This is a genomic window from Streptomyces sp. NPDC003247, assembly GCF_042888135.1.
Lineage (GTDB): Bacteria > Actinomycetota > Actinomycetes > Streptomycetales > Streptomycetaceae > Streptomyces.
The window spans coordinates 670091-693110 of the sequence record NZ_JBIAPF010000002.1 but is presented as its reverse complement, the minus strand read 5'-3'; the positions used below and the strand labels follow the sequence as shown (position 1 = coordinate 693110).

The 23020-nt window shown below is 68.6% G+C and carries 23 protein-coding genes; 12 read left to right on the top strand and 11 right to left on the bottom strand.

Translation table 11 applies throughout. The features are described from left to right. Positions 1–83: 83 nt before the first annotated feature. Positions 84–1412, bottom strand: coding sequence for a DUF4190 domain-containing protein (locus ACFYWQ_RS08085; protein ID WP_389513877.1), 1329 nt, complete (start codon positions 1410–1412; stop codon positions 84–86). 350 nt (positions 1413–1762) lie between these two features. Between ACFYWQ_RS08085 and ACFYWQ_RS08080 the strand changes: the two genes are divergently transcribed. From ACFYWQ_RS08080 to ACFYWQ_RS08060, 5 genes are all read left to right on the top strand, one after another. Continuing rightward, positions 1763–2968, top strand: coding sequence for a cytochrome P450 (locus ACFYWQ_RS08080; RefSeq protein ID WP_389513875.1), 1206 nt, complete (start codon positions 1763–1765; stop codon positions 2966–2968). Positions 2969–3115: 147 nt separating this feature from the next. Beyond that, the gene (locus ACFYWQ_RS08075) at positions 3116–3658 is read left to right on the top strand and encodes a hypothetical protein (RefSeq protein ID WP_389513873.1); all 543 of its coding nucleotides are present in this window, start codon (positions 3116–3118) and stop codon (positions 3656–3658) included. Positions 3659–3975: 317 nt separating this feature from the next. Continuing rightward, the gene (locus ACFYWQ_RS08070) at positions 3976–4362 is read left to right on the top strand and encodes a CPCC family cysteine-rich protein (protein WP_389513871.1); all 387 of its coding nucleotides are present in this window, start codon (positions 3976–3978) and stop codon (positions 4360–4362) included. Then, the gene (locus tag ACFYWQ_RS08065) at positions 4359–5090 is read left to right on the top strand and encodes a HEAT repeat domain-containing protein (RefSeq protein WP_389513869.1); all 732 of its coding nucleotides are present in this window, start codon (positions 4359–4361) and stop codon (positions 5088–5090) included. The genes ACFYWQ_RS08070 and ACFYWQ_RS08065 overlap by 4 nt, the downstream gene beginning before the upstream one ends. A 3-nt stretch (positions 5091–5093) precedes the next feature. Further along, positions 5094–5750 carry a DUF6000 family protein gene (locus ACFYWQ_RS08060; protein WP_389513867.1) on the top strand — a complete coding sequence of 219 codons (657 nt, stop codon included), beginning with the start codon at positions 5094–5096 and terminating at the stop codon, positions 5748–5750. A 34-nt stretch (positions 5751–5784) separates the two neighbouring features. Here ACFYWQ_RS08060 and ACFYWQ_RS08055 read toward each other — a convergent pair whose 3' ends face one another. The 4 genes from ACFYWQ_RS08055 to ACFYWQ_RS08040 form a co-directional block, all read right to left on the bottom strand. Further along, the gene (locus ACFYWQ_RS08055) at positions 5785–6357 is read right to left on the bottom strand and encodes a restriction endonuclease (protein WP_389513865.1); all 573 of its coding nucleotides are present in this window, start codon (positions 6355–6357) and stop codon (positions 5785–5787) included. Beyond that, on the bottom strand, positions 6317–7186 hold the full coding sequence (locus ACFYWQ_RS08050; protein ID WP_389513863.1) for a hypothetical protein: 870 nt from the start codon (positions 7184–7186) through the stop codon (positions 6317–6319). The genes ACFYWQ_RS08055 and ACFYWQ_RS08050 overlap by 41 nt, the downstream gene beginning before the upstream one ends. A gap of 90 nt (positions 7187–7276) precedes the next feature. Further along, complete coding sequence (locus tag ACFYWQ_RS08045; protein WP_389513861.1) at positions 7277–7807, bottom strand: NUDIX domain-containing protein; 531 nt, start codon at positions 7805–7807, stop codon at positions 7277–7279. A 1-nt stretch (position 7808) separates the two neighbouring features. Further along, positions 7809–9164 carry a tetratricopeptide repeat protein gene (locus ACFYWQ_RS08040; protein WP_389513859.1) on the bottom strand — a complete coding sequence of 452 codons (1356 nt, stop codon included), beginning with the start codon at positions 9162–9164 and terminating at the stop codon, positions 7809–7811. Between the two features lie 224 nt (positions 9165–9388). Here ACFYWQ_RS08040 and ACFYWQ_RS08035 point away from each other — a divergent pair, with 224 nt between their 5' ends. The 4 genes from ACFYWQ_RS08035 to ACFYWQ_RS08020 all read left to right on the top strand — a co-directional run bounded on the left by ACFYWQ_RS08035 (position 9389) and on the right by ACFYWQ_RS08020 (position 12399). After that, positions 9389–10138, top strand: a complete 750-nt coding sequence (locus ACFYWQ_RS08035) for a hypothetical protein (protein WP_389513857.1) — start codon at positions 9389–9391, stop codon at positions 10136–10138. A gap of 77 nt (positions 10139–10215) precedes the next feature. Continuing rightward, a complete protein-coding gene (locus tag ACFYWQ_RS08030) occupies positions 10216–11127 on the top strand; it encodes a phosphotransferase family protein (protein ID WP_389513855.1) in 912 nt (303 codons plus the stop codon). Position 11128: 1 nt separating this feature from the next. Further along, on the top strand, positions 11129–11821 hold the full coding sequence (locus ACFYWQ_RS08025) for a class I SAM-dependent methyltransferase (protein WP_389513852.1): 693 nt from the start codon (positions 11129–11131) through the stop codon (positions 11819–11821). A 32-nt stretch (positions 11822–11853) separates the two neighbouring features. Then, entirely contained in the window at positions 11854–12399 is a 546-nt protein-coding gene (locus ACFYWQ_RS08020) for an HAD domain-containing protein (protein WP_389513851.1), read from the top strand. Between the two features lie 257 nt (positions 12400–12656). On the opposite strand, the gene ACFYWQ_RS08015 is transcribed toward ACFYWQ_RS08020, so the two are convergent. The 5 genes from ACFYWQ_RS08015 to ACFYWQ_RS07995 all read right to left on the bottom strand — a co-directional run bounded on the left by ACFYWQ_RS08015 (position 12657) and on the right by ACFYWQ_RS07995 (position 19125). Next, positions 12657–14243: an endonuclease NucS domain-containing protein gene (locus ACFYWQ_RS08015; RefSeq protein ID WP_389513849.1), complete on the bottom strand. Its 1587-nt coding sequence runs from the start codon at positions 14241–14243 to the stop codon at positions 12657–12659. 325 nt (positions 14244–14568) lie between these two features. Continuing rightward, on the bottom strand, positions 14569–16287 hold the full coding sequence (locus tag ACFYWQ_RS08010; RefSeq protein WP_389513847.1) for a relaxase/mobilization nuclease domain-containing protein: 1719 nt from the start codon (positions 16285–16287) through the stop codon (positions 14569–14571). Next, positions 16277–16852: a hypothetical protein gene (locus ACFYWQ_RS08005; protein ID WP_389514409.1), complete on the bottom strand. Its 576-nt coding sequence runs from the start codon at positions 16850–16852 to the stop codon at positions 16277–16279. Before ACFYWQ_RS08005 ends, ACFYWQ_RS08010 begins: the two co-directional genes overlap by 11 nt. A 316-nt stretch (positions 16853–17168) precedes the next feature. Then, positions 17169–18422, bottom strand: coding sequence for a DUF3631 domain-containing protein (locus tag ACFYWQ_RS08000; RefSeq protein ID WP_389513845.1), 1254 nt, complete (start codon positions 18420–18422; stop codon positions 17169–17171). 508 nt (positions 18423–18930) lie between these two features. Then, positions 18931–19125: a helix-turn-helix domain-containing protein gene (locus ACFYWQ_RS07995; protein WP_344568940.1), complete on the bottom strand. Its 195-nt coding sequence runs from the start codon at positions 19123–19125 to the stop codon at positions 18931–18933. Between the two features lie 121 nt (positions 19126–19246). Here ACFYWQ_RS07995 and ACFYWQ_RS07990 point away from each other — a divergent pair, with 121 nt between their 5' ends. Beyond that, positions 19247–19747 carry a helix-turn-helix transcriptional regulator gene (locus tag ACFYWQ_RS07990; protein ID WP_389513842.1) on the top strand — a complete coding sequence of 167 codons (501 nt, stop codon included), beginning with the start codon at positions 19247–19249 and terminating at the stop codon, positions 19745–19747. A gap of 24 nt (positions 19748–19771) precedes the next feature. Next, positions 19772–20890, top strand: coding sequence for a tyrosine-type recombinase/integrase (locus ACFYWQ_RS07985; protein WP_389513840.1), 1119 nt, complete (start codon positions 19772–19774; stop codon positions 20888–20890). Positions 20891–20999: 109 nt separating this feature from the next. Here ACFYWQ_RS07985 and ychF read toward each other — a convergent pair whose 3' ends face one another. Beyond that, positions 21000–22088 (bottom strand): redox-regulated ATPase YchF, encoded by a 1089-nt coding sequence (ychF, locus tag ACFYWQ_RS07980; protein WP_385067369.1) that lies wholly within the window; start codon positions 22086–22088, stop codon positions 21000–21002. A 377-nt stretch (positions 22089–22465) separates the two neighbouring features. Between ychF and ACFYWQ_RS07975 the strand changes: the two genes are divergently transcribed. Next, positions 22466–22939, top strand: coding sequence for a DUF6542 domain-containing protein (locus tag ACFYWQ_RS07975; RefSeq protein ID WP_389513838.1), 474 nt, complete (start codon positions 22466–22468; stop codon positions 22937–22939). Positions 22940–23020 lie beyond the last annotated feature (81 nt).

Genomic DNA, 23020 nt, shown 5'->3' with positions numbered 1-23020 from the left:
TAAAGGCCAGAGAATCACTCGATGTGATGACTTATCGCCGGGAGAGGCTTTACGCAGGCACTTTCTCCCCGCTATGGACGTGATCACACATCGAGCCCGCCCTCGTCCCCGGAGCCGCTTCCGTCCTCGTAGTCCTCCCCGTAGCTCGGCGGGGTGGTGGCCAGCCCCAGAGCCTCGCGCGCGGTGACGGTGGTGTCGCCGTCCACGTAGGCGTAGGCGTTGTCGTAGTGCTCGTAGAAGGTGTCCACGTCGGTGGCGTCCGCCGCCTTCGCCCACTCCTCGGCGGCGTCCCGCATGTCCTTCACCAGGTCGGCGACGGGCTGCTGCGCCTCGGCGGACCAGGTGTGCCCGCCCAGCGCCTCGGCCTGCTCACCGGTCGCGTCGCCGGCCTCGCCCGACCAGGTCCGGTTGACCTCCAGGTCGTCCTCGGCGTAGGCCTCCGGCTCCTCGTAGAGCACCTCGTCGACGGCGGCCATCGCCTCGAGGAAGAACAGCTGGTCGGCGTCGAGGGTCGTCCGGTCGGCGCGCAGCGAGCCGGTGAGGGTGCCCCGCTCGTCGGTGTTGGCGAAGACGCAGGTGATCTCCCGGTCGCCCCAGTCCCAGCTCTCCTGGGTGGGCGTGAGGTAGTACATGTCCACCTCCTCGGTCAGCAGCCAGGGGTCCATGGTGTAACCGTCCTGGAGCGTCCAGCACTTGTCCTCGGCCGTGTCCGTGACGGAGTCGTCGCCCGGGTACCCGCTCCCGGTGAGGGTGACCGTGCCGAAGACCTCTGCGTCGTGCTCACCGGAGCAGGACACCTTGTCGACGTCGTAGACGTCCTCGCGGAAGGTGTCGCCGGGCACGTCGAAGCACTCGCCCTTGGCGAGCGAGAGGGTGCCGGCGCCGCTCGCGCCCTCCTTGAAGCCCTCCCAGACTGCGGAGGCGCCCCCGGTGGCCAGCATCGTCACCCACAGGGCGAGCCCTAGGGAGGACAGCACCGCACCGCCGATCGCCATCCCCTTGCCGCGCTCACCGCGCCGGCGGATCTGCACCAGCGCGACGATGCCGAGGACCAGCCCCACGGCGGGCAGGAAGCACAGCACGCCGAGCACGAGCGCGGCGATGGCGACCCCGTTGACCGGCGCGGGCCGGTTGAAGGGCAGGTATCCCTGCCCCCAGACCGGGTACGACGGCGGCCCCCCGTAGGGGCCCTGCGGCATCCCGTGCGGCATCCCGTGCGGCGGCCCCTGGAACGGCCCGGGGAACGGCCCCTGGGGCGGCGAGGGGGGTGCTCCCTGCGGCGCCCCCGCGGGCGGCCCCTGGGGGGCTCCCTGAGCCGGCCCCTGGGGATGGGGAGCGTACGGGTCCTGCGGCTGCGGAGGCCGGTACGGGTCCTGGGGCGGCTGGGGCCCGGAGGGCGGGGGTATGGACACGAGCGACGGGCTCCTGACTGACGAACTGACGTACGACGACTGGGCGCATGGTAAGCACCGCGCGCGCGGGGGCGGTACGGGGGGCGCGAACGCGACGATCCGGGCGGCGCGCAGGCGGCCCCCCACGCCGGGGCGCGCACCCCGGTCGCCTCCCGGGTGGCCGTAGGTGGCGCCCCCTCAGGGGCTGCTCGACGGCGGGGAGTCGGCGGGCGGACGCGTCACCGCCGAGGAGAAGTTCTTGGGCCGGATGGCCGCAGTGGTGCGTGCCTTCGCGGGTGATCGGGCACCCATGTCGCGCCGGACACTCCGGACACCTGGGACCGCCTGTCAGATCCGATCGGGAGCCACGCATGGAACCAGTCGCCCCTCCGCGAACCTGTCCGTTCGACTATGCCGAGGCCCTCGAGTTCGATCCCGTGCTCCGGCACCTGATGACCGAAGAGCCCGTCTCCCGTATCCGGCTGCCCCACGGCGAGGGGGAAGCATGGCTCGTCACCGGCTACGACGACGTGCGCACGGTCACCACGGACCGGCGTTTCAGCCGCCGCGCCGTCATCGGCCGGAACTTCCCGCGCATGACCCCTGAGCCCATCGTCCAGGACGAGGCGATCAACGTCATGGACCCGCCGGCCAGCAGCCGCCTGCGCAGCCTGGTCTCCAAGGGATTCGCCCCTCGTCACATGGAACGCATGCGGGTCCGCACCCAGCATGTCGTGAACGAACTGCTCGACCGGATGGCGGAGCACGGTTCTCCCGCGGACCTCACCGAGCACCTGGCCGACCCGCTGCCCCTCGCCACCATCTGCGAGGTCCTCGACATCCCCGAGGCCGATCGGGCCCAACTGCGCGCCCACGCACGGACCATGATGGACACCGGCATCGACAACCGGGACGACGCCGTACGGGCCAAGGCCGATCTCCGCGCCTACTTCCAGACGTTGACGCAGCACCGGCGCGAGAACCCGGGCGACGACCTGATCAGCGCGCTGGCCACGGCTCGCGACGGGGACGAGATCCTCAACGACCAGGAACTGGCCGTCATGGCCATGGTCCTGCTCATCACCGGACAGGACACCACCACCTACCAGATCGGCAACATCGCCTACCTCCTGCTCACCCGCCCCGATGAGCTCGCCATGCTGCGCGCCGATCCCGCTCTGCTTCCGCAGGCCATCGAGGAACTGCTGCGCTTCATCCCGTTCCGCAAGGGCGTCGGCATTCCCCGCGTCGCCCTGGAGGACGTGGAACTGAGCGGGGTGACCATCAAGGCAGGGGACATCGTGCACGTCTCCTATCTGACGGCCAACCGTGACGGACGGAAGTTCGAACGGGCCGACGAGCTGGATCTGCGTCGCTCCGGTCCCTCCCACATGACCTTCGGCTGGGGTGGACATCACTGTCTCGGCGCTCCGCTCGCCACCACGGAACTCCAGGTCGCGCTCGGAACCCTGCTGGAGCGCTTCCCCGACCTGAAACTGGCGAAGCCGGCCGAGGAAGTGCGCTGGAACAAGACATCGATCTGGCGCTACCCGCTCGCACTGCCCGTCACCTGGTGACGGCGGCGCCCGACGGCCACACATGAATTCCCGTGCGCCCGACGGCCACGCACACCGCTTCCGGCTTCCGGCTTCCGGCTTCCGGCTTCGGCGTCACGCAGCACGGCAGCCGGACGCACTGTCCGAGGGCGCTGTTACCTTCCGCCCATGACCGCATCAGACGCTCTGCTTCGCCGCCTCGAGCAGGACTCGTCGCTGGCTGCCGCGCTGGCCTGGCCAGGTGACTTCGACATAGGTCGCCGGGATCCCATCGAGGATCTCGTACTCCCCTCCGGCAGGCCCCTGCACGCGGTAGCCGGATGCGGCGCCGGCGGCACGTACTTCCTCTGCGGGGAAGCCGGGCCCGAGGAGCGGCCTGTCCTGTATGCCGATTCCGAGGGACAGGCCACGTTGATCGGCGCCGACCTCGTCGAGGCCATCACGCTCATCGCCGTACTGCCTTTCTGGCGCGACCTGGCGATGGGCTTCACGATCAGCGAGCTCGGCTCGGACCTTCGGGCCGACCACCCGGACTTCGACGCCGAGCGCGACCGCCTCCTGCACGCCCTCGGGCTTGCTCCCGTCTCCGAGGAGGAGGCCGCCGCCCGGCTGCTGGCCGTGGCCGCCCGCACGGCCCCCGACTACGTGCCGCGCGTACCGGACGACGATCACCTGCCGTACGAGCTTCTGTTCCCGCGCGATCCTGCGTAGCGAAGCGCACCGGGCTCATCCAGCACGCTGTGGCCCCAGCACCCCCGCACGGACAGCGAAGGCCGCCCGACCCACTCCGCCGCAGGTCGGACGGCCTTTTGCCGGACGTAGCAGACGTTGAAGCGGAATGTCTGCGGACTGATCCTGACCTGCGGCGGAGCCCCCTTCAGGGCTCTGACCTGGGACTTCCTGGTTGGCATGCGTTGGCTCCAGACGGCTGTTTACGGGTGTCCTGCGGACTGGCTGCGGACTGACCGGGCATACCGAGGCAGAGAAATCCATGGCGCACCGGCCGGACCTGCAACGAGACTGCGCAGGTGAGCGACTCCCACCCCTGCCCGTGCTGCGGACACCGCGTGCTGGACGCGATGCCCGGCTCGTACGACATCTGCCCCGTCTGCTTCTGGGAGGACGACGGGGTCCAGTTCCGCTGGCCCACCATGGCCGATGGCGCGAACAAGGTCTCCCTCATCGAGGCCCAGCGCAACTACCAGGACTTCGGCGCCTGCGACCAGCACGGCCGCCGGTATGTCCGCCCTCCGGCCGAGGACGAGCCGCTCGACCCCGCCTGGCGCCCCATCGACCTGACACGCGACTCCTTCGAGGACTGGGAGGCCGAGGACCGCGCCCCGTGGCCCGACGACCGCTCGGTGCTGTGCTGGTGGCTCCCCACTTTCTGGCGCCGGGACCACTCCGCGTCATGACCTCCCACATCGAGACACTCGTCCAGCAGCTCGACGGCAAGGCTGACGAGTCCTACGACGCCCGTGCGGAGCTGATCTGGATCGGCACCGACGCCATATCCGCCGTCATCAACGGCCTGCCTTCCCTCGACGGCTTCGGTCAGCTGACCGCCATCGAGGTCTTCGAGGAGGTGGGCGATCACCGTTGCGGCCCCGCTCTGATCGGCCTGCTGGACAGCGACAACCCGACCGTCCGTGAATGGGCGGCCATCGCCCTGGCGAGCCTTGAGATCGACGGCGCCATCGAGCCCCTGCGCCGCGCCTACCGCGCCTGCCTGGAACGGGCGACCCCACCGGACTGGACCGAGCCCGTCGGCATCCGCTGGGCCCTGACCGAACTCGGCGCCCGCACCCCCGTCGTCCCGCCGCTCACCGCGCACCTACGACCCACCACTGCGGACAACGCCCCCGGCTGGCCTTCAGCTCACTTCCCCGAGATCATCAACGACCTGGCCGACCACGCCCAGGTGATCCTCTACTCCCAGTTCTGGCGAGTGGACGCCTGCGACACATACGGCGTCTCCGGCCCCGCCCTGAACTGGGAACTCGACTGGACTGCGCCCTGGGAGCACCTGGTCGAGGAGTCCCGCACCTGGTCCCTGCTGGAAGCCTCCGAAGCCCCCACCGGCGACAACATCTTCGTCGCCCCCACCTGGATCGACCGTACCGACCTGTACCCGGAGAGGTGACCGATGCCGTTCCAGCACCCCGAGGAGGTCGGCTACGGCTACGTGATCGAGCGCTATGCGGCAAGGAAGGACTCAGGCCACGCGCGCTACCTCGTCCTGAAAAGTGGTCGATTCCTGCGGCCCGAGTGGCCTCACGGCGAACGCTTCGCCCATCACCTCGTCGACGACGCGGCCACGATCACCGATGCCGAGCTGGAAGCCCTCCTCGGCTACGAGTGGCGCTCGCGCCTCACCGCCGCATGGCTGATCGGCGTCGACCGCCGCGAACGGTTCCGCGAGCGCATCGGCGACCTGCTCCTGGCCAGCGAGGTCTGCTTCTCCGGTAGCGCCTACTGCTTTACCCTGGCCCGCTTCGGCACCCACGCGGACGCCGAGATCCTCACCGCCTACCTCGACCATTACCTCCCCCGCACCGACCTCCGCTATGACCAGCCCGCAGCCCTCGGCGCCCTCCTCCGCCTCGACGCCCACCTCGGCACCCACCATGCGGACCGCTTCACCCAGCCTGACGGTCTCTGGGACCGCTGGGTCCAGGCGTTGGCGCACCTCTGCCAGCAGCCCGGCTACGCCCCGGAAGAACAGCGCCGCTGGACCGACCTCCAGTGCGACTTCGCAAACGGCTGGACTCGGTCACAGCCGCGCCACTGGAACCGAGCCTGAGATGGCTATCGCGCGTGTTGCTGCCCTTGGGATTCTATGAATTTGGCGTGACGAACGTACCTGCGGCATAAACGTCAAGGAAGCGCCCATGAAGAAGAGAAACGAATTCATCCGGACTTTCCAGGCGGCGCAGGTCGTGAGAGGTGAGCAAGATCAGAATTATTCCCCTGGCCAACGCAAGACTGGCCTGATGATGCGCCGATTTCAGATTCTCAGCGTCTCCCGTTACCCCACTTGCCGCCACGAGAATTCCAACCCGACAAGCCCTGTTCTCGATCTTCTGGAGGAAGATCGAGATAGTCGAAGAGTCAACGGGGGCACTCCAATTCTTACACTCGACAAGAAAGATAGGTGGGAGCATCTTCAGCCCATCGTCAAACCTGTGGTTCGCGACGATGATATCAATTTCTTCAGACTCGAATTTATTGAGGCTGTTCCTCCTTGTCGTACAACCGGGGAGGCTGCCAAAAAGGTAAGTCAAAGCATCCTCGTAGGCACGCCCTCTTGCCTGGGCAGTGGCGTTGGAGTTTGATGCAGCCCTCAGGTGCCCCCTGAGGCGGACCGGATTAAATCCCGTCACGACGCACCCCTCCGTGAGCGAGGGCATTCCTCATTCTCAAAATGAGCGTCGCTAGTGACCCTTCATGCAGCGATTCGAGCAGCTCCGCCACCGAGAGCATGGAAACGGGCAGCCCAGGGTTCTCGTAGCGAGGCCCTTCCACCCCCGAAGGGAGCGCATAGATGAGCAGCCCAAAGGGGGACGGATTGTAATGGAGGTACGAGGAGAATTCTCGCGCGTGAATGGAGGCGGATTTTCGAGGCTGTCGCATGAACTTGACACTCACGATGGTCGGCCCGCCAATCACTTCGCTGGCCCCATCTACCCATATGGCAAAGTCGTACCCAGAATCTCGCCTCGCGGGAGTGGACGTAACCGCACCTGCAGTCTCGAATACCTTGCGAACGTAGTCTTCCAACTCCTTGTAAGGCTGCCGGATGTAATCCACGCCCTCGAAGCCGCTAGCTATGCGCTCCAGTTCATGCTTAAGGTCGGCATACTGGCTGTCATCAAGAGACCTTCCGCCCAGCTCCTGCGGCTCGGCCTGCGGGGTTCGCATCGAAGCGACAAAGTTTTCTAAATGAAGTTGCAAGGCTTCCAGATTGTCTAGGCTGACGTCGACCCGAGGGAGTCCAGAGATCGCCAAAGGGGTTCTGACGCCTGGCGGCATGATCAGAAGGACTGGAATTTTCCGCCCCAGAGCTACACCAATATCCAGATAGACCACAGGTGGAAATTCCTGATCACCAGGCCCAAGAACGGCACAGAGAAAGTCCACCTCGTGCTTCATTCGACCGGTCACCCAGTCACCATGGTATCGATCCACCCTGAGCGCCTCGACACCGAGCATAGACAGGGTTTCCGCGATCCCTTGCACCGACATATTTGAATATCCGGTAATAATGCACTTCACGCCAACACGCCGTTTCATTTGATCGCCACTACGGGTTGAATTTCTCTTGTCGCTCTAGCGCCAGCCATCAAGAGACACCTGGTGGCCATCAGCCAGGTACCGCCTTAGGGCGCTGGCGGTCGTGTCTACGAAGGCATCGGGGATGGCGTTGGCGTCGACCCAACGGACCTGGGAGTGCTTGCGGGGTTCGCGGTTTTCGGGTTCGCCGGTCCATTCGTGGGCGGCAAAAACGACCGTGAGAAAGCCGTTGGGGGCTTCGACGCCCCAGGCGCCGTGGATGATGTGGGCGACCTTGAGAGACTCGGGCTTCACCGTGAGGCCCGTCTCCTCGTAGAGCTCGCGGACCGCAGTCTCCGTGATGGGTTCGCCCGGCTCGCTCTTGCCGACGGGGAGGTCCCACAGGCCCTGGGCGAACTTGGCGTTCTCGCTGCGCTGGAGGAGGACAACGCGGTTGGTGGCCTTGTCGTGGACGATGACGGCCGCGACCAGCAGGGTCATCGATTCGAGCGCCGGCTTGAGGGCTTGGGAGCGGTCGTCGGTCTGCTGGGCCACGGTGTTCCCTTCGTCGGGCGGGTTGTTGGGCATGTTAGGCGAGGGCCTCGCGGGCGCGGCGGGCGAGATCGGCGGCACCGGGAACGCGGCGGCGCTGGTAGATCGCGAGGGTGGATCGGATCGAGGTGATCGCCTTGCGGGTGCGGTCGGAGGTCATGCCCTCCATGAGGACCAGGGCCTGGGTCCAGGCGGCGACCGCTTCGTCGGCGCGGGCCTGGGCGGCGAGGCTGTCGCCGAGGTCGGCGTGGGTGAGGGCGTGGACGCGCTTGTACTTCGCGGGGTCCCAGCGGGTGAGGGCGTCGCGGTGCTGTTGTTCGGTGCCGACGTGGTCGGCGAGGTCGGTCAGGGTGCGGGCGGTGTGGCTGGCCACGGTGCCGGCGGCGGGGCCGCTGACGCGGGAGTAGCTGGGCTGGGGGCCGTCGTCCCGTAGGAGGGCGTCCTCGGCGGCAAGCAGGGCGCGTGCGGCCGACGAGTTCTCGTCGGCCGCTGCGTAGGCGCGGGCGTGGGTGATGTGGAGGAGGGCCTCGGTCTGGCCGTCGACGTGGCCGAGACCTGTGCGGAGGGCGCCTTCGACGAGGTCGATGCAGTGGTGGGGCTGCTTGAGGCTCAGGGCCTGGTGGGCGAGAGCGCGCATCATCCAGGCGGCGTGGCCGTGCGGGTCGGCTTCGCAGGCGAGCTGGTAGCCGACCTGGTAGTAGCGCTGCGCGGCACCTTCCTGGCCGAGGTCGTGGTGCTTCCACCCTGCGAGGTAGGCGAGTTCGGCGACGGCACCGAAGGCGGCCCGGCGTAAGGCTTCGCTGGGGAAGCGTCCGCGCAGCATGGGGGCGGCTGTGTCGGCGAGGTACGCGGTGACGGTGGTCAGGCCGTGCCCGCCACCGAGGCGCTCGTCGGCGGCGCTGAAGGCGGCGGTGATCTGGCGTACGACGTCCACGTCCTCCGCACCGACCAGGGACGTGCCGGCGCGGGCGCGGAGCATGCGGGCGGTGGCTTCGTGGTCGTAACCGAGTGGCATGGCGACGCCGGCGGTGGTGAAGGCCGCGATGGCGAGGAAGCGGCGGCGCTCGACGTCGGCCCGGCCCAGGTCAGTAACCGCGAGGACGGGGTCGGATTCCGCCGGCTCTTCGTCATCACCGGCCTGGAGGCCGATCTCGGTCTGGGTGACCGTGCGCCCCGCTCGGCGGGACAACGCCTCGGCCAGGTACTGGCCTACCCGGCCCGACGGGGCACGGGCGCCGGTCACCCAGTGCGAGATGGCCGATTTGTTGGTCTGGAGGATCTCGCCGTTCTCGGCGGCGACGCGTCGCACGTCTCTGGCGAGGGCCTCGTAGGTGCAGCCGACCGCGTCGATGGCATCACGCAGGCGGGAGTTGGGTTCTCGCTGCGCCGCCACGATCGCCTCCACTCCGGAGCTGTAAACCGCGTATACCGCTTCAACTGCCCTCCACCGTACCCACTGAGCGTGACCACCGGTTCACTTATCAGCAGCCGCCCGGAACGGCGCGACCGTGATCCAGGCTCCCCCTTGGTCCGGGGCGGCTCCCCGAAGTTCCGTACGCCCACACCGGGCTCGGGCATTCCTGTGCCCGGACCCGGCCGATCAGAGACGGAGACACGGTGACCACCATCGACACCACGGCCATCATGGTCGAGCTGCCCGAGGCATTCGACCCGCGCTGGAGCCGCCTGCCCGGCATCCAGGTCGACGGCCGACGCATCACGATCGACCCGGCCGAGTACTTCTTCCGCTTCGAGTCGAACACCTGGCTCGTCGCCGACTGGGAGCTGGTCACGTCCCAGCTCCTGGACGTGGACGAGACGACCGAGAGCGCGGTCGAGCAGCTCGCGCTCGACTTCATCAAGCAGCACAGCGAGTCGACCTCCGACGCGGCCAGTGTCCTGGCCACCGCGTACGAGGTGTACGCGTACCTCTTCCGCGACGAGCACCTGGCCAGCCTCGGCCTGCCGCAGATCACCGCCGACCACCTGCGGATGCTCCGCGAGGCCGCCACGCTCATGGCGCTCAACAAGGTCGAGCTGGACGGGCACATCTCCAACGTCGGCCCGTGCTGGTTCTTCCCCGCCGCCACCTCCGTCGTCTTCGACCTGGACGACGAGATGGGCGGGATGCTCGACGAGGTCTACCACGGCGGCTGGTTCAACGAGCACCGCCGGATCGAGTCCATCAAGGCCCACGCCGCGCTCGGCGGCCGGCTCGTGCACGGCTGCCAGTCCGTGCCGGACCAGTCCGGCGGCGTGGTCGCGCCCTACGGTGCCTCGATGGCGAACTTCCGCGACGACCTCGCCGCGTTCAAGGCGGGCTGGATCGAGCAGGTCTACGCCCACCGCGTGAACCCCGCCGCGTAACCCACCCGATCAGGCTCCGGGGCGGGCCGACATCCCTCGCCCGCCCCGGACGCCACCACCCCTCCCCGGAGCCCCACGTGACCACGAACCCCAGCGCCGAACTCCTCGACAACCTGCTCACCGCGACCGGCCAGACCACCGCCGTACGGGAGGAGGTACGCGTGTGGTCCATGTCCGGCGTCGAGCGCGTGACCTTCCCCGACGGATCCACGGCCATCTTCAAGTACGCCAAGAAGCCTTTCGACAGCGAGGACCAGGCCCTCCGCCTGGCCCACACCCTCGGCGCACCCGTCCCCCAGGTCCACACCTCCGCCGTCCTGGACGGCTGGCTCGGCATGCTCATGGAGGACCTCGGACCGTCCGTCCGCGAGGCCGACGACCTCGACGGTGTCGCTGCGGCCGTGGTCCTGCACGGCACCCGTACGGCTCCGCCCTTGCCCGTCCTAGGCCAGGAGCGCCTGCGCACACTTCCGGCCCGGGCTCTGGAGCATCTCGAACGGCTGCGCAAGGCCGACCGGTGGCAGGACGCCGACGATGTCGAGGACGCGCTCGACCGGATCGCCCAGGCCGCCGAGGCCCGCTCGGCCGGAGCGACGCTGAAACCGTTCGGCTGGGTGCACTCCGAGTTCCACCCCACCAGCCTCCACATCGGCGAGCGCGGCTGGCGGCTGCTCGACTTCGCCCGCGCCTTCACCGGTCCCGGCCTGCTCGACCTCGCCAGCTGGCACGGCACCATCGAGTCCCCGCACCCCATCCGCCTCCGCGTCTTCCTGGAGCAGTACGTCACCGCTGGCGGCACCCCCGACGCCCTCGCCCCGCGCGGCGGGCTCACCGCCGAGAACTGGGCCCTGGGCTGGCACCGCATGTGGGCCGTCGAGTGGTTCATGGAGCAGTCCATCCGCTGGATCAACAACCCGACCACCGACCCCGCCTACATCAAGGCCGTCCGCCGCCACCTCACCGACGTCCTCCACCTCCTGGAGATCTGACGTGCTCGCCCAGGCATCCCCCTGGCACGCCCACGCCGCCCAGCGCACCGCCGCCGGCCTCGCCGAACCCCTCTCCATACCCACCCGGATGGAATGGACCACAAGACCCGGCCAAGGTCCCGGAGCGGAGATACTCGGCCCCGACCTGCGCGGCAAGCGACTCCTGGAACTCGGCTGCGGCCCCGGCCACAACGCCGCCCACCTCGCCACCCGCCACGGCGCCCACGTCACCGGCGTCGACCTGGTCGGCCTCCAGGTCCGCCGCGCCCGCTCCCACTACGGACGGCTGAACAACCTCACCTTCGTCGCAGGCCACGCGCTGCACTACCTGCACGCCTCCGACAAGCAGTTCGACGCGATCTACTCCGTCTTCGGCGCCGTCGGCCTCGTTGCCCCCGAACTCCTGCTCCCGGCCATCGCCCAGCGCCTCACGCCCGGCCGGGTGCTCGCCTTCTCCGTCCCCCACCCGCAGCGCGGCGGCCGCAGCCCCTCCGGCGACGACCGGCCCCGCCGCGACTACGTCACTCTCCCCGACCGCACCCGGCTCCCCATCGCCCGCTGGGAGTTCGACACCGACCTCTGGGAGAAGCACCTCAGCCAGGCCGGCTTCTGGCTCATCTCGGCCCAAGAGTTCCACGACCCCCGCATGGGCCACTGGCCCACCACCCTGCTGATCCGCGCCCGCAAGCTCTGACAGCCCCCGCCCGGCTTCCCCCGGAGGAACCGATGCGCCCGCCCTACCTGCTTCTCGACATTGACGGCGTCCTCATACCCTTCCCCGACGAGCACGGCTCGACCCCGGCCACGCACGCCCGCCACGACGTCGTCCCCACCGGCCGCAGCGCCGACGACCCGGTCACCGTCTGGCTCAACCCCGACCACGGCCGCCTGCTCATGGACGTCATCCGCACCGGCCTGGTCACCCCGGTCTGGTGCACCAGCTGGCGCCAGGACGCCACCGCCCTCATCGGCCCGCTCCTCGGCCTTCCGACCCTCTCGTACGTCGATCTGCCGCGTCCGCAGATCACCACCAGCCACCCCAACGGTTACCTGTGGAAGCGCGACCACGTCGACGACTGGCTCGGCGACGCCCCCGCTGTGTGGATCGACGACGACTTCACCGGCCTCGACCATGAATGGGCGGCGGAGCGCAATGCCAAGGGAACGGCGACCTTCCTCATTCAGCCCGACCCGCACCTCGGTCTACAGCCCGAGCACCTGACCGAGGTCACGAGGTGGGTCGCACAGTTACCCACAGCCCACGCCGCCTGACGACTGGCCCTCGCTGCCACGAGCAGCGAGGGCATAGCCGCGTGCGGCGGAGTGGTGGCGGCGGCTTCGGCGTTCCATAGTGGGGACTTGCGCCGTTGAGATCGATCTTCTATTGACTCGCCAACGAAAATTACTCGTCGATATTGCTCTCGACCAGCAATTTGTTGGCATCTATCAACTATCCAGGGGATTGACCCCATGACCTCCGGATTCTAGTGATCGCGCGAAGTGACCCGCTGGCCGATCACTGTGGAACATCAGGGCGCGAAATGAAATCCGGATCGATATGTCGAAATCATTGCATCGAACTGATCTCTGTACTTTTCCAGGAATGTATCGAGCGAGTAGGCGCCGTTCCAGCCAGCGTCGCGCAGCTGCGACCCCTCACAGGGGATCGGTAGTGTGCAGAGGTCCGCGTCCTTTACGAAGTGGAGTCGGAGTTCGCGCGCCTCGGAGATGTTCAATGGATTTCCCCCAATCTGCTCGATGAGTACGTAACGAAGACCGAGAAGGTTAAGGAGATCAAGATCGGTGACCCAGGCCGCATCCATGAGTCGGTGGGCCTGCCAGTGCATAGCGTCTCGATAAACCAACCTTACTCGGTCAGTCACATTGGTGTGCGGAATGCCGTCCCAATAAAGCGAGCCATGGATCGTGCGGTTGACGCCATCCTGGGTAAGCGCCGTTCCAAAGGTCATCGGAACAAGGTTTGAGAGCTTGTCAGGCCACCCGTGCACCAGGGATCGAATCAGGTCGCAGGGGTTGTACACGTGGAGCATGACATCCCGCTCTACGGCATCAGCCGAGACGTCGTCCAGCCACCGTCCCACGAGCCTCTCCCAATCGGGATTCCCCGCAAAGCACATCCTGCTCTCCTCCCGGAAAGCCGGCCATCTTCCACGATCCGTGGTACGCGCGGAGCCTGTGTAGAGAACTTCGCCGATTCCCTCTTCGTCACCGTTCAGGTCGCGGAGAAGATCTCGCTCGTCCAGCGAAGTACGCTTCTCGAATGCACCTGCCGCCCGATAGCCCTCAATCTCCCAGTGCGGGTTCTCCGCCAGATGCCGGAGCACGCCGGGGCGGGCCGTATCATAGCCAGCTGCGAAGACATTCCGGGTGATATGGCAAAGGGCCGAGTACTCTAGGGGATACCCCCCAGTTTCCTCGTACGAATCCGCCTCATTGCCATCGAGCCATGCTGGCGCCTCATCGGGGTCCAGGCGCCCGATTGCGAAATAGAGGCCGTACGGTGCGACAACAAGGTCTTTCTGTGAGATGCGCCGGAAGTTCGCCGCGAGGAGATCATGCGCTCCCGCCTCGGCGGATGTGGCCAGAATTTCGTTCCAGCCTTTCGATCGCTCCTCCGGGGAGTTGTAGAAGTAGATGAAGTGATGTGGGGTGACCCGAGGCGGTACCGCCGCTTCGAGAAATTCCACCCGGTCCGCGCGCACAGGAACGCCGTTGTCGTCCAATGTGAGTTGGTACCCGCGGAGATCGTGGGACCAGTCTCTCGCCATGTTGCTCACCGGGACGCGCAGTTCGTGCCAAGTGGTGGAGACAATCATCGCGCGGATGCGGTCCTTGCGGAGCCCCAACTCCTGCTGCAACAGCTCGGCGTACTTCGTGACCTCATGAAGGGCGCGGGCCGAGGTCGAGTCGGATCGCTTCAATTCGATCACCACCCACGATCCGTGGCCGTCTCGGGCCAGGATGTCTATACGCCCGCGTGTTCCATGAGCATTGGGCAGCGGGTACTCCGTGCCAATCAACCGAAGACTCGGCTCGATGAGCGGCAGGAGGTCGGCCAGCATGTCGCGCAGTCGTGCCTCATACGGAACATCCATGTCGCACACCTCATACAAGTCTTCGGGCCAGCAGGTCAGTTGAGTACTGATCAGGTTTTGACAGTAGATGATCGGTCTGACAATCCTGACCCGTTCTCGACCTCAGCTCAACGAAGCCAGTTTCACAAGCGTCTGACGGGAGGTTCGCCCCGTGGGTGAGCTCGCGCGTAGCCCGAGCAGTGGTGATCACGACGTTGGGGCTGCCGGGCGGCTACGGCCGCGGCGATCATCGTGCGGGCCGCAGAGGACAGCACCATCATGAAGCTTGCCATTGAACTCGACCCGGTGCCCCGCCACGATGCGTGGCGGGGGCATCCGGCCGGGGTCAGCGGTGTCGACTGTGCTCTTCGGGCCTCGTGCCCACTGGTGTGGCCGGTGGGATTGGTGTGGCGGACATGGACGACGTGCCGCTGACCGTACTTCGCCTGCGAGCCGCTTGCGTCCGCCTGTTCGGCTGAGCGGTGATGCGCCAGTTGAGGACCTCGGCGGGGCGCTCGGCACTGTCGAGTTCCCGCAGGGTGCCGACCGTGGCCAGGAGGTGCCGGGGGTTGTGGCCGGCGGTTTCGGCGTGGGCGAGGGTGGCGGTCAGGGCGGTCCAAGTGGGGTCGGCGAGGATCCGGTCGGCGTGGTCGGGGAGGGCCGCGCGAACGTCCTGCTCGAAGCGGCGGGCGGTTGCGGCTCGTGGTGCGCGGCGGGCCAAGTCCGCCAGGACGGGTGTGGCGGCTTGTTGGTAACCCGCCTGGAGGTGGCGGAGGGCTTCCTCGGCCGCGGCGGCCTGTTGTTCGTGGCCTCGCTGTTCGTGCCACTTGGAGGCGGCGCGGGCCAGGTGCACGGTGGCGAAGAGCAGGGCGATGGCGAGTCCGCCCGGCTCGCTGGAGGCGTAGGCGAGTTCCTTGGCGGCCTTGCGTAGGGCGGTGGCGGCCTGGTGGTCGGCGCGGGTGGCGGAGCGTCGGGCGCGGTTGAACGCCATCGCCGCTGCCTGCAGTTCCGCCCGGTGTGGATCGGTCGTGGCGCTGGCGATGTTGTACAGGGCGTCACCGAAGGCGGCCAGGTGGCCCTGGGCGGCGGCATCGTCACCGGAGTCGAGAACGGAGCGCGCCGCGTGTATGGCGGTGGTGGTGTGCCGCCATGGGGTGGTGGTGTGCCGCCATGGGGTGGCGGGGTCCGCCACATACCGCGGGCGGTCGGTCATCTCCTGGTCGGGGAGGCGTTCGCGTAGGCGGTTGGTGGAGAGGTCGGGGGCGAGTTTCGAGCCGCCGTACCAGACGGGTTCGCCGGCCGCGTTGGTGTCGCCGGGTGCGGCGAGGCTGTAGCCGATCACGTTGCCGGTCTCGGGTCCGAGGCGTGTCTTGACCTTAATGCCGAGGGACTGCAGCACGGTGAAGTAGTCGGCTTCGTTGTGTACGGCGGCGGCCACCGCGTACGCCTGCTCGCGCAGCCAGTGCCGTGCCGTGACCGTCTGGCCCTGGCGCTCGGCCTTGGCGCGTTCGGCGCCGGTGGGGGTGCGGGGCGCGGTAAGGTCGCCGGACTTCAGGCGGCGCAGGCCGAACTCGGCCTCGATCTTGCGGCACTCCGCCTGGGCCCGCTGTCCGTCGCGGTGGGTGCGAGGACGGCGCCCGTCGGCGCGGACAGTGGTGGCCATGATGTGGATGTGGTCGTCGGCGTGGCGCACCGCGATCCACCGGCATGCCTTCTCGTTGTCTTCGGGGGCGATGCCTGTGGCGTGAACGATGCGGCGGGCTACCTCGGCCCACTCGGTGTCGGTGAGGTAGCGGTCGCCGGGCGCGGTGCGGACCGGGCAGTGCCAGACGTACTGGGGTGGTTTCTTGCCGCCCAGTTCGCGAGTGCGCAGGTCGACGTGGTGGTCGAGGCGCTTGGCGAGCTGGGAGTAGGTGGCTGCCGGGTCGCGGCCCGGGTCGGGGGCGCCGGCCATGTCCCAGGCGGCGACGATGTGAGCATCGGTGTGTTCGTCCCGGCGGCCGGGGCCGAAGAGGTAGACGATCAGCCCGCGGGTGTCGGAACCGGTGGAGACGTCAGGAACCATGCGCGGCGCCTTCCGTCAGGAGCTGGTCGATCAGTCGATAGCTGCTCTCGGCTGCTTGCTCGACGCGGTCCAGCACCGCCTCGGCACGCTCGGGCACGGTTCCTCTGTGGATGGCTGCGGTGATCTGGTTGAGGTTGCCGCCGATGCGCTTCAGCGCGACCGTCTGTGCCTCGACGGCCTCGATCAGCGGGCGGACCGGATCGTCCTCCGGGCTGCCGACCAGCCCTGCCTTGCCGATGGCAACGGCCAGGGCGGCGTCGCCGACGAATCCGGCGAACTTCTGACCGCGCTGGTGGGCTGCGGCGCTGATGACGCTCACAGCGGTCCGCGTGAAGCGGATGGTCTTCTCCTGGTCGCGCTTCTCCACGGTGCGCTTGCGGTTCATCAGTGCGGGCAGGACGGGGGCGTCGAGATCCCGCCAGGAGGGCTGCTCGGCGGGCGGCGGGACATCGGCCGGCGGCTGAGCGCTCGGGGCGACGGAGTCGGCTGCGGGCTGAGAGCTGGTCTCGGCTACAGCCTCCTCCGGCTCGGGCGCCCCCTGGCGCTCGGCCTTCTCCTCCGCCACCCCTGGGGCGGGGGCAAGCGCGGACGAAGCCTCGTTAGAGGCTCGTTCGCTCCAGCTTGCTGCTGATCGACGGGTCAGGCCGAAGAATCCCTTGCGGCGGCGGGCGGGGGCGTTGGCGGTGCTCGTTTCGGGCATGGTGGCGCTCCGGTGGTTGTGTGGGGGTGGGGCTTCGTCACGTCCGTTGCATCCGTCCCGTAGCTGGTCAGCACAGGTACGGAGGCGGTCGCAGGTACGGAGTGATCCGTATCGGCAAGGAACTCCGTCCCCGCGCTGACCTGCGCGGGGACGGATGCGACGGATTGATACGGAGCCGGTGTCAGCGAGTGGGCCTGGGGCCGGCAGGCCCGCCAGGAGGACCGATGGGCAGCATCCTCGACGGCGGGATCGGTGGCTTGCCCTGGGGTTGACGTGCGAGCGCGGCCTCGCCGGTTGCGGGGGCCGGTGGGGCGGGGTCGGGGCAGTAGCGGGCCCAGGCGTCGAGGAACTGGTTGCGGGCGTACGCCTTCGCCTGCCTGCCGTTCTCGAAGCGGTGGTTGGCCGGGCTGATGCCGAAGTCGCGCAGCAAGTTGGCCAGGTGGTAGGCGTTCAGGCCCTTCGTCCCGTACTCGGCCCAGGGCGCCTCAGCGTCCTGGATGAGGGCGGCGAGCAGGTCGTGGCTGCGTAGCGCCTCCGGGTGGCCGCACTGCTCGAAGGCACGGCGGATGTCCCGGAGCAGCCGGGTCTTCAGCGTCGTCTGCTCGTCCTGGACCAGCTCGGTGCGGGTCATTGCCAGGCAGGCGGCGCGGGCCTGGGCGGGCCAGTGGCCGCCGGCCAGGTCGGCGACGATGACCAGGGGCTCCCAGGTGTCCGCGGCCCGGTCTTCGACCGGCATCGGTGGCACCAGCCGGTGCGCTGCCCCGCGTAGTGGGGTCAGCCATGCGGTCAGTCGGTCGCGCAGCGCGTTCAGTTCCGGGACGGAGTGCCGGGAGCGGAAGGGGGCGACCTTCTCGCCGGGCTTGCGCTTCTGCATGCGGAGCACGACGGCGCGGTCCATGATCGTGTCCGGCAGGTCGCCGATGCCTGCCAGCGCGGCCATGGCGAAGGTGGGGAACGCAGTGGGCTTGTGCTCCGGGCCGGAGATCCGCCAGGCGGGGCGGTTGCGCTGGTGTCCGGCGTTCAGGAGGCCGCGCAGGTCCTCCTTGTCGCCTGCCTTCGGGCCGAAGATGGTGTCGGCCTCGTCCACCAGGAGCGTTGGCGGGTCCTCGCCGATGATCCGGAAGACCACCGCCGGCGAGGTGTTCACCGTCATCATCGGCCGGGACACGGTCTCGTGGAGCACGTCCAGGACGCGGGACTTGCCGCATCCCTTGGTCGGCCCCACCACCGCCAGGCGCGGCGCGTGCTGGAGGGCGGGCTGAATGTGGGAGGCCGCCACCCACAAGGTGACCGCGGTCAGTGCCTCCTCGCTCGGCAGCACGACGTACCGGCCGATCGCCGCACGGAGGTCATCCAGCAGCACGGCTCCTTCGTCCGCCGTCTCGTCGCTCACACGGGCGGGGTCCCCGGTCCCCGAACCGCCGTCGGGGACCACGGTCCCCGCAGATACCTGGGGACCGTGGTCGTCACCATCGGCTCGGGGCGCGTCGCGCTCGTCCGGGATTCGGGGACCGGGTTCGGGGACCGGCGGACCGGAAGTCTCTGTCCGGTCCCCGACTTCCGGTTCGGCGGGACCGGTCCCCGGGGCGCTGACCTGCGCATGTCCCGCGTTGGGGGAATTTCGGTCCCTAACCGGAACACCCGTCGCAGCAGCGCCGCTGGTGGTTGCAGCCGGGGACCGTGACTCCGTTCGGTCCCCGTTGCGCCAGGGGATGCCCTGGCCGGGGACCGCGGGGGTGGGCCAGACGAAATTGTGGGACGTGTTCGAGGTGGCGGGGGACGTAGAGTCCTCCATCGACGTTCCTCTCAGGTGAGGGACGGGACGGGCAAGGTCCCGCCCCTCACCGGTTCGTTCGTTCAGGGATGGGCGACAGGCAGGGGAATCTCCGGCCCTCGGCGTTGGCGCGCCGAGGGCCGTTGCTGTGTCCGGGCCTGTCGGTGGCTCATGAGGCCAGGCCCCACTCGTCTCGGCCGTCGATCAGCGTGCGCTCGTAGCGCAGCAGCTCCGCCTCGGGGTACAGCACCCGCTTGCCGACCTTGATGCCGCGCGGCCCCTTCCCGATGTGGCGCCAGTAGCGGACGGTGCTCTCGGCTGTGCGGTAGCGCTCGGCGACCTCGGTGGTGGTCAGGTATCGCATGCATTCCCATTCGGCTAGGCGGCGATTCGATCTGCATAGAGTTGTACCCCGGGATCGCCGGTTAACCAAATAGGGAAGCTCATGTTTCAATTGGGATAGCGACGGTGACGATGGAGGTTCGATGGCAGGCGACAGGCCCGAGGGCGGCGAGGTGCCGCTGCTCTACAGCGAGGGGAACGTGGCCGCGCGCGTGGCGCTGGAGCGCGAGGTCAGAGGGTGGAGCACGACCGAGCTGGCGGAGCGGGTGACCAGAGCCGGCGTGAAGATGAACCAGACGGCGGTCTGGCGTATCGAGAACGGCACCCCTCGTCGGCGCATCAACCTCGACGAGGCTCTCGCCTTCTCCCGTGTCTTCGAGCTCCCCCTCGAAGAGCTGATGTCCCCGCCCCTGGAGGGGCTCGACATCGACAGCCGGCGGCTCGTTCAGGAGGCCGTCGAGGCGTTCTACGAGACCCGCGACGCGCGCGACCGTCTCCACCGCGCCGTGGTCGCCATTGCCGACCACATCAAGGCCCACCCCGACAGCTCGCGGGCGATCCACGAGCAGTGCCTCCGCCTCATGGGCGACGAGCGAGACGCTCGCACGCTCAGCAGCGACATCGAGGACGGCGGCCACTACTGACAACCGACACGAAGGAGAGGCCACTTGGCCAACATCCAGAAGCGCCCCAACAGCAAATGGCGGGCCCGCTACCGCGATCTCGACGGCAAGGAGCACGCCCGCCACTTCGACCGCAAGATCGACGCCCAGAGGTGGATCGACGAGGTCACGGCCAGCCTGGTCACCGGTCAGTACGTTGACCCGCGATCGGCGAAGAAGCCCTTCAAGGAGTACGCGGAGGAATGGCGGGCCATCCAGCCGCACCGGCCTTCCACGGCCAAGGCGGTGGCCCAGCACCTGCGCTGCTACGTCTACCCGGCCTGGGAGAAGCGGGCGCTCGGCGCCATCAAGCCCGGCGACGTACAGAGCTGGGTCACCGGCCTGACCACCACGCACGGGCTGGCCGCCAGCACCTCACGGACGGTCTTCAACACGGTCAACGCCGTCTTCCGGGCAGCCGTCCGTGACCGGATGATCCCCCACAACCCGTGCGCCGAGGCGAAACTGCCCTCGGTACCACGGAAGAAGATCGTGCCACTGGCCGTCGAGCAGGTACGGACGCTGTCCGAGGAGATACCCGCCCGATACAAGGGCCTCGTGCTGCTCGGCGCGGCCACCGGGCTCCGCCCCGGCGAGCTCTTCGGCCTGCAGCTTCGGCACGTGGACCTGCTGCACGCCACCGTCTCGGTCGAGCAGCAGGTCCAGCAGACCGCCAAGCATGGCGTGTATGTCTGCCCGCCCAAGACCGCTCGCTCGCACCGCACGGTCCCGCTCCCCCGCATAGCGGTGGACGCGATGAAGGCCCACCTGCGGGACTTTCCCGCCGATGGGCCCGAGAGCTGGATCTTCACGGCGCCGCAGGGCGGGCCCGTGGTCTACACGCACTTCATGGACGGGTCCTGGCGGCCCGCCTGCGCGAAGGCCGGCATAGCGAAGGGCACCGGACCTCATGCACTCCGGCACCACTACGCCAGCCTGCTGATCAAGCACGGCGAGTCCGTGAAGACGGTCTCCGAGCGCCTCGGCCACACCAACGCGGCCATGACGCTGAACATCTACACCCACCTGTGGCCCGACTCCGAGGAGCGAACCCGGGCTGCCGTCGACAAGGCGTACGCGGATCAGTCCGCCGATATCCAGCCGCAGGTCGACGAAGCGGCGTAGCCGCTCCCCCCGCGCGCTGACCGAAGTCAGCACGCTGCGGACTCTGTGCGGACCGCAAAGGCCGCCCAACCCGCTCCGTCGCAGGTCAGACGGCCTTTCGCCGGACGTATCAGACGTTGAAGCGGAACTCCACCACGTCCCCGTCCTGCATCACGTAGTCCTTGCCCTCCATGCGGGCCTTGCCCTTGGCGCGGGCCTCGGCGACCGAGCCGGTCTCCACCAGGTCGCCGAAGGAGATGACCTCCGCCTTGATGAAGCCCTTCTGGAAGTCCGTGTGGATCACGCCGGCGGCCTCGGGGGCGGTGGCGCCCTTCTTGATGGTCCAGGCGCGGGACTCCTTGGGGCCGGCCGTGAGGTAGGTCTGGAGGCCGAGGGTGTCGAAGCCGACCCGGGCGAGGGTGGCGAGGCCGGGCTCCTCCGCGCCGACCGACTCCAGCAGCTCCAGGGCGTCCTCCTCGTCGAGCTCGGCGAGGTCCGCCTCCAGTTTGGCGTTGAGGAAGATCGCCTCGGCGGGGGCGACCAGGGCGCGCTGCTCGTCCTTGAAGGTCTCGTCGGTCAGCTCGTCCTCGTCGACGTTGAAGACGTAGAGGAAGGGCTTGGTGGTGAGCAGGTGGAGGTCGTGGAGGAGCTCCTCGTTCCCGGAGCCCTGGACGATGCCCGCCGAGAAGAGCGTGTCGCCCTTCTCCAGGATCTCCTTCGCCTCCTCGACGGCCTTGACCTTGGGCGCCACGTCCTTCTTGATGCGCGACTCCTTCTGGAGGCGCGGCAGGACCTTCTCGATGGTCTGGAGGTCGGCGAGGATCAGCTCGGTGTTGATCGTCTCGATGTCGTCCTTCGGGGAGACCTTGCCGTCGACGTGGACGACGTTCTCGTCCTTGAAGGCGCGGATGACCTGGCAGATCGCGTCGGACTCGCGGATGTTCGCCAGGAACTTGTTGCCCAGGCCCTCGCCCTCGCTCGCACCGCGCACGATGCCCGCGATGTCGACGAAGTCGACGGTCGCCGGGAGGACGCGCTGCGAGGAGAAGATCTCCGCCAGCTTGGTCAGGCGGGCGTCGGGCACGCCGACCACGCCGACGTTGGGCTCGATCGTGGCGAACGGGTAGTTGGCCGCCAGCACGTCGTTCTTGGTCAGGGCGTTGAACAGGGTCGACTTGCCGACATTCGGCAGACCGACGATTCCGATCGTGAGCGACACGTTGCGACTTCCCGTAGTCAGAGGGCCAGGGGGCCAGACGGCCAGGGGGCCAGAGGGCTGGCCGATCCCCCAGTTTACGGCGTGCCCGCGCCCGCCCCGGCGGACCTGTCGAACGCACGGTCAAGGTCCTGGCCCCGGCGTGTCCCGCGCCGGATTCGGCACATTAACCGACTTATGTTGGACCAATGGAGCAGCACAGGACTCGTCCACGGCGGAACGGGGCGCGACGCGGGACACCACCCCTGCCGCCGCAGGCGGGCCGCGGCGCACGTCCGGCGGCTCCCGCGCGGGGAGAGGCCGGTTCCGGCTCCCGTTCCGGTGCGCCGGCCGAGTCCGGTCGTTCCCCGGGCCTTCCCCGGCCCGCACGTGCTCCGGGAGTGGGCGCCGCGGCTCCGGCGGGCGTCGTCGCGCGCCGGCTGCCCGGTCCCCGGCTCACCGGGCTCGGCTGCGGGCTGTTCAGCATGGCGCTGATGCTGCTGGCCGGCTGGCTCGACCACGCGCTGTTCGGCGCCTCGCCGACGGTGTACGGGGTGCTCTTCCTGCCGGTGTGCCTGCTGACCGCGCTGTGGGTGCGCCGGGCCGAGCCGTTGTCCGCGCCCACCGTCGCACCGATCGCGTTCGCGGTGGGGCTCCTGCCCGTCGCCGACGGCGGCGACGGGTTCGGTTCCCGGCTGATGGGGGTGGTCACCGCGCTGGCCACGGAGGTCGGCTGGCTCTACTGCGGGACCTTCGTCGCCGGGCTGGTGGTGCTGATCCGCCGGATCGGCGCGGCGGGCCGATCCGGCGGCCGCGATCACAGCAGGGGCCGCGATCACACCGGGGGCAGCGGTCACACCGGGGGCCGTCCGTAGCCGTGCCGGGCCGTCCGGCGACCTCCGGGGGCTGCCGCGCCGTCCGGCGGCCCCCAGGGGCTGCCGTCCCGCGCCGCGCCG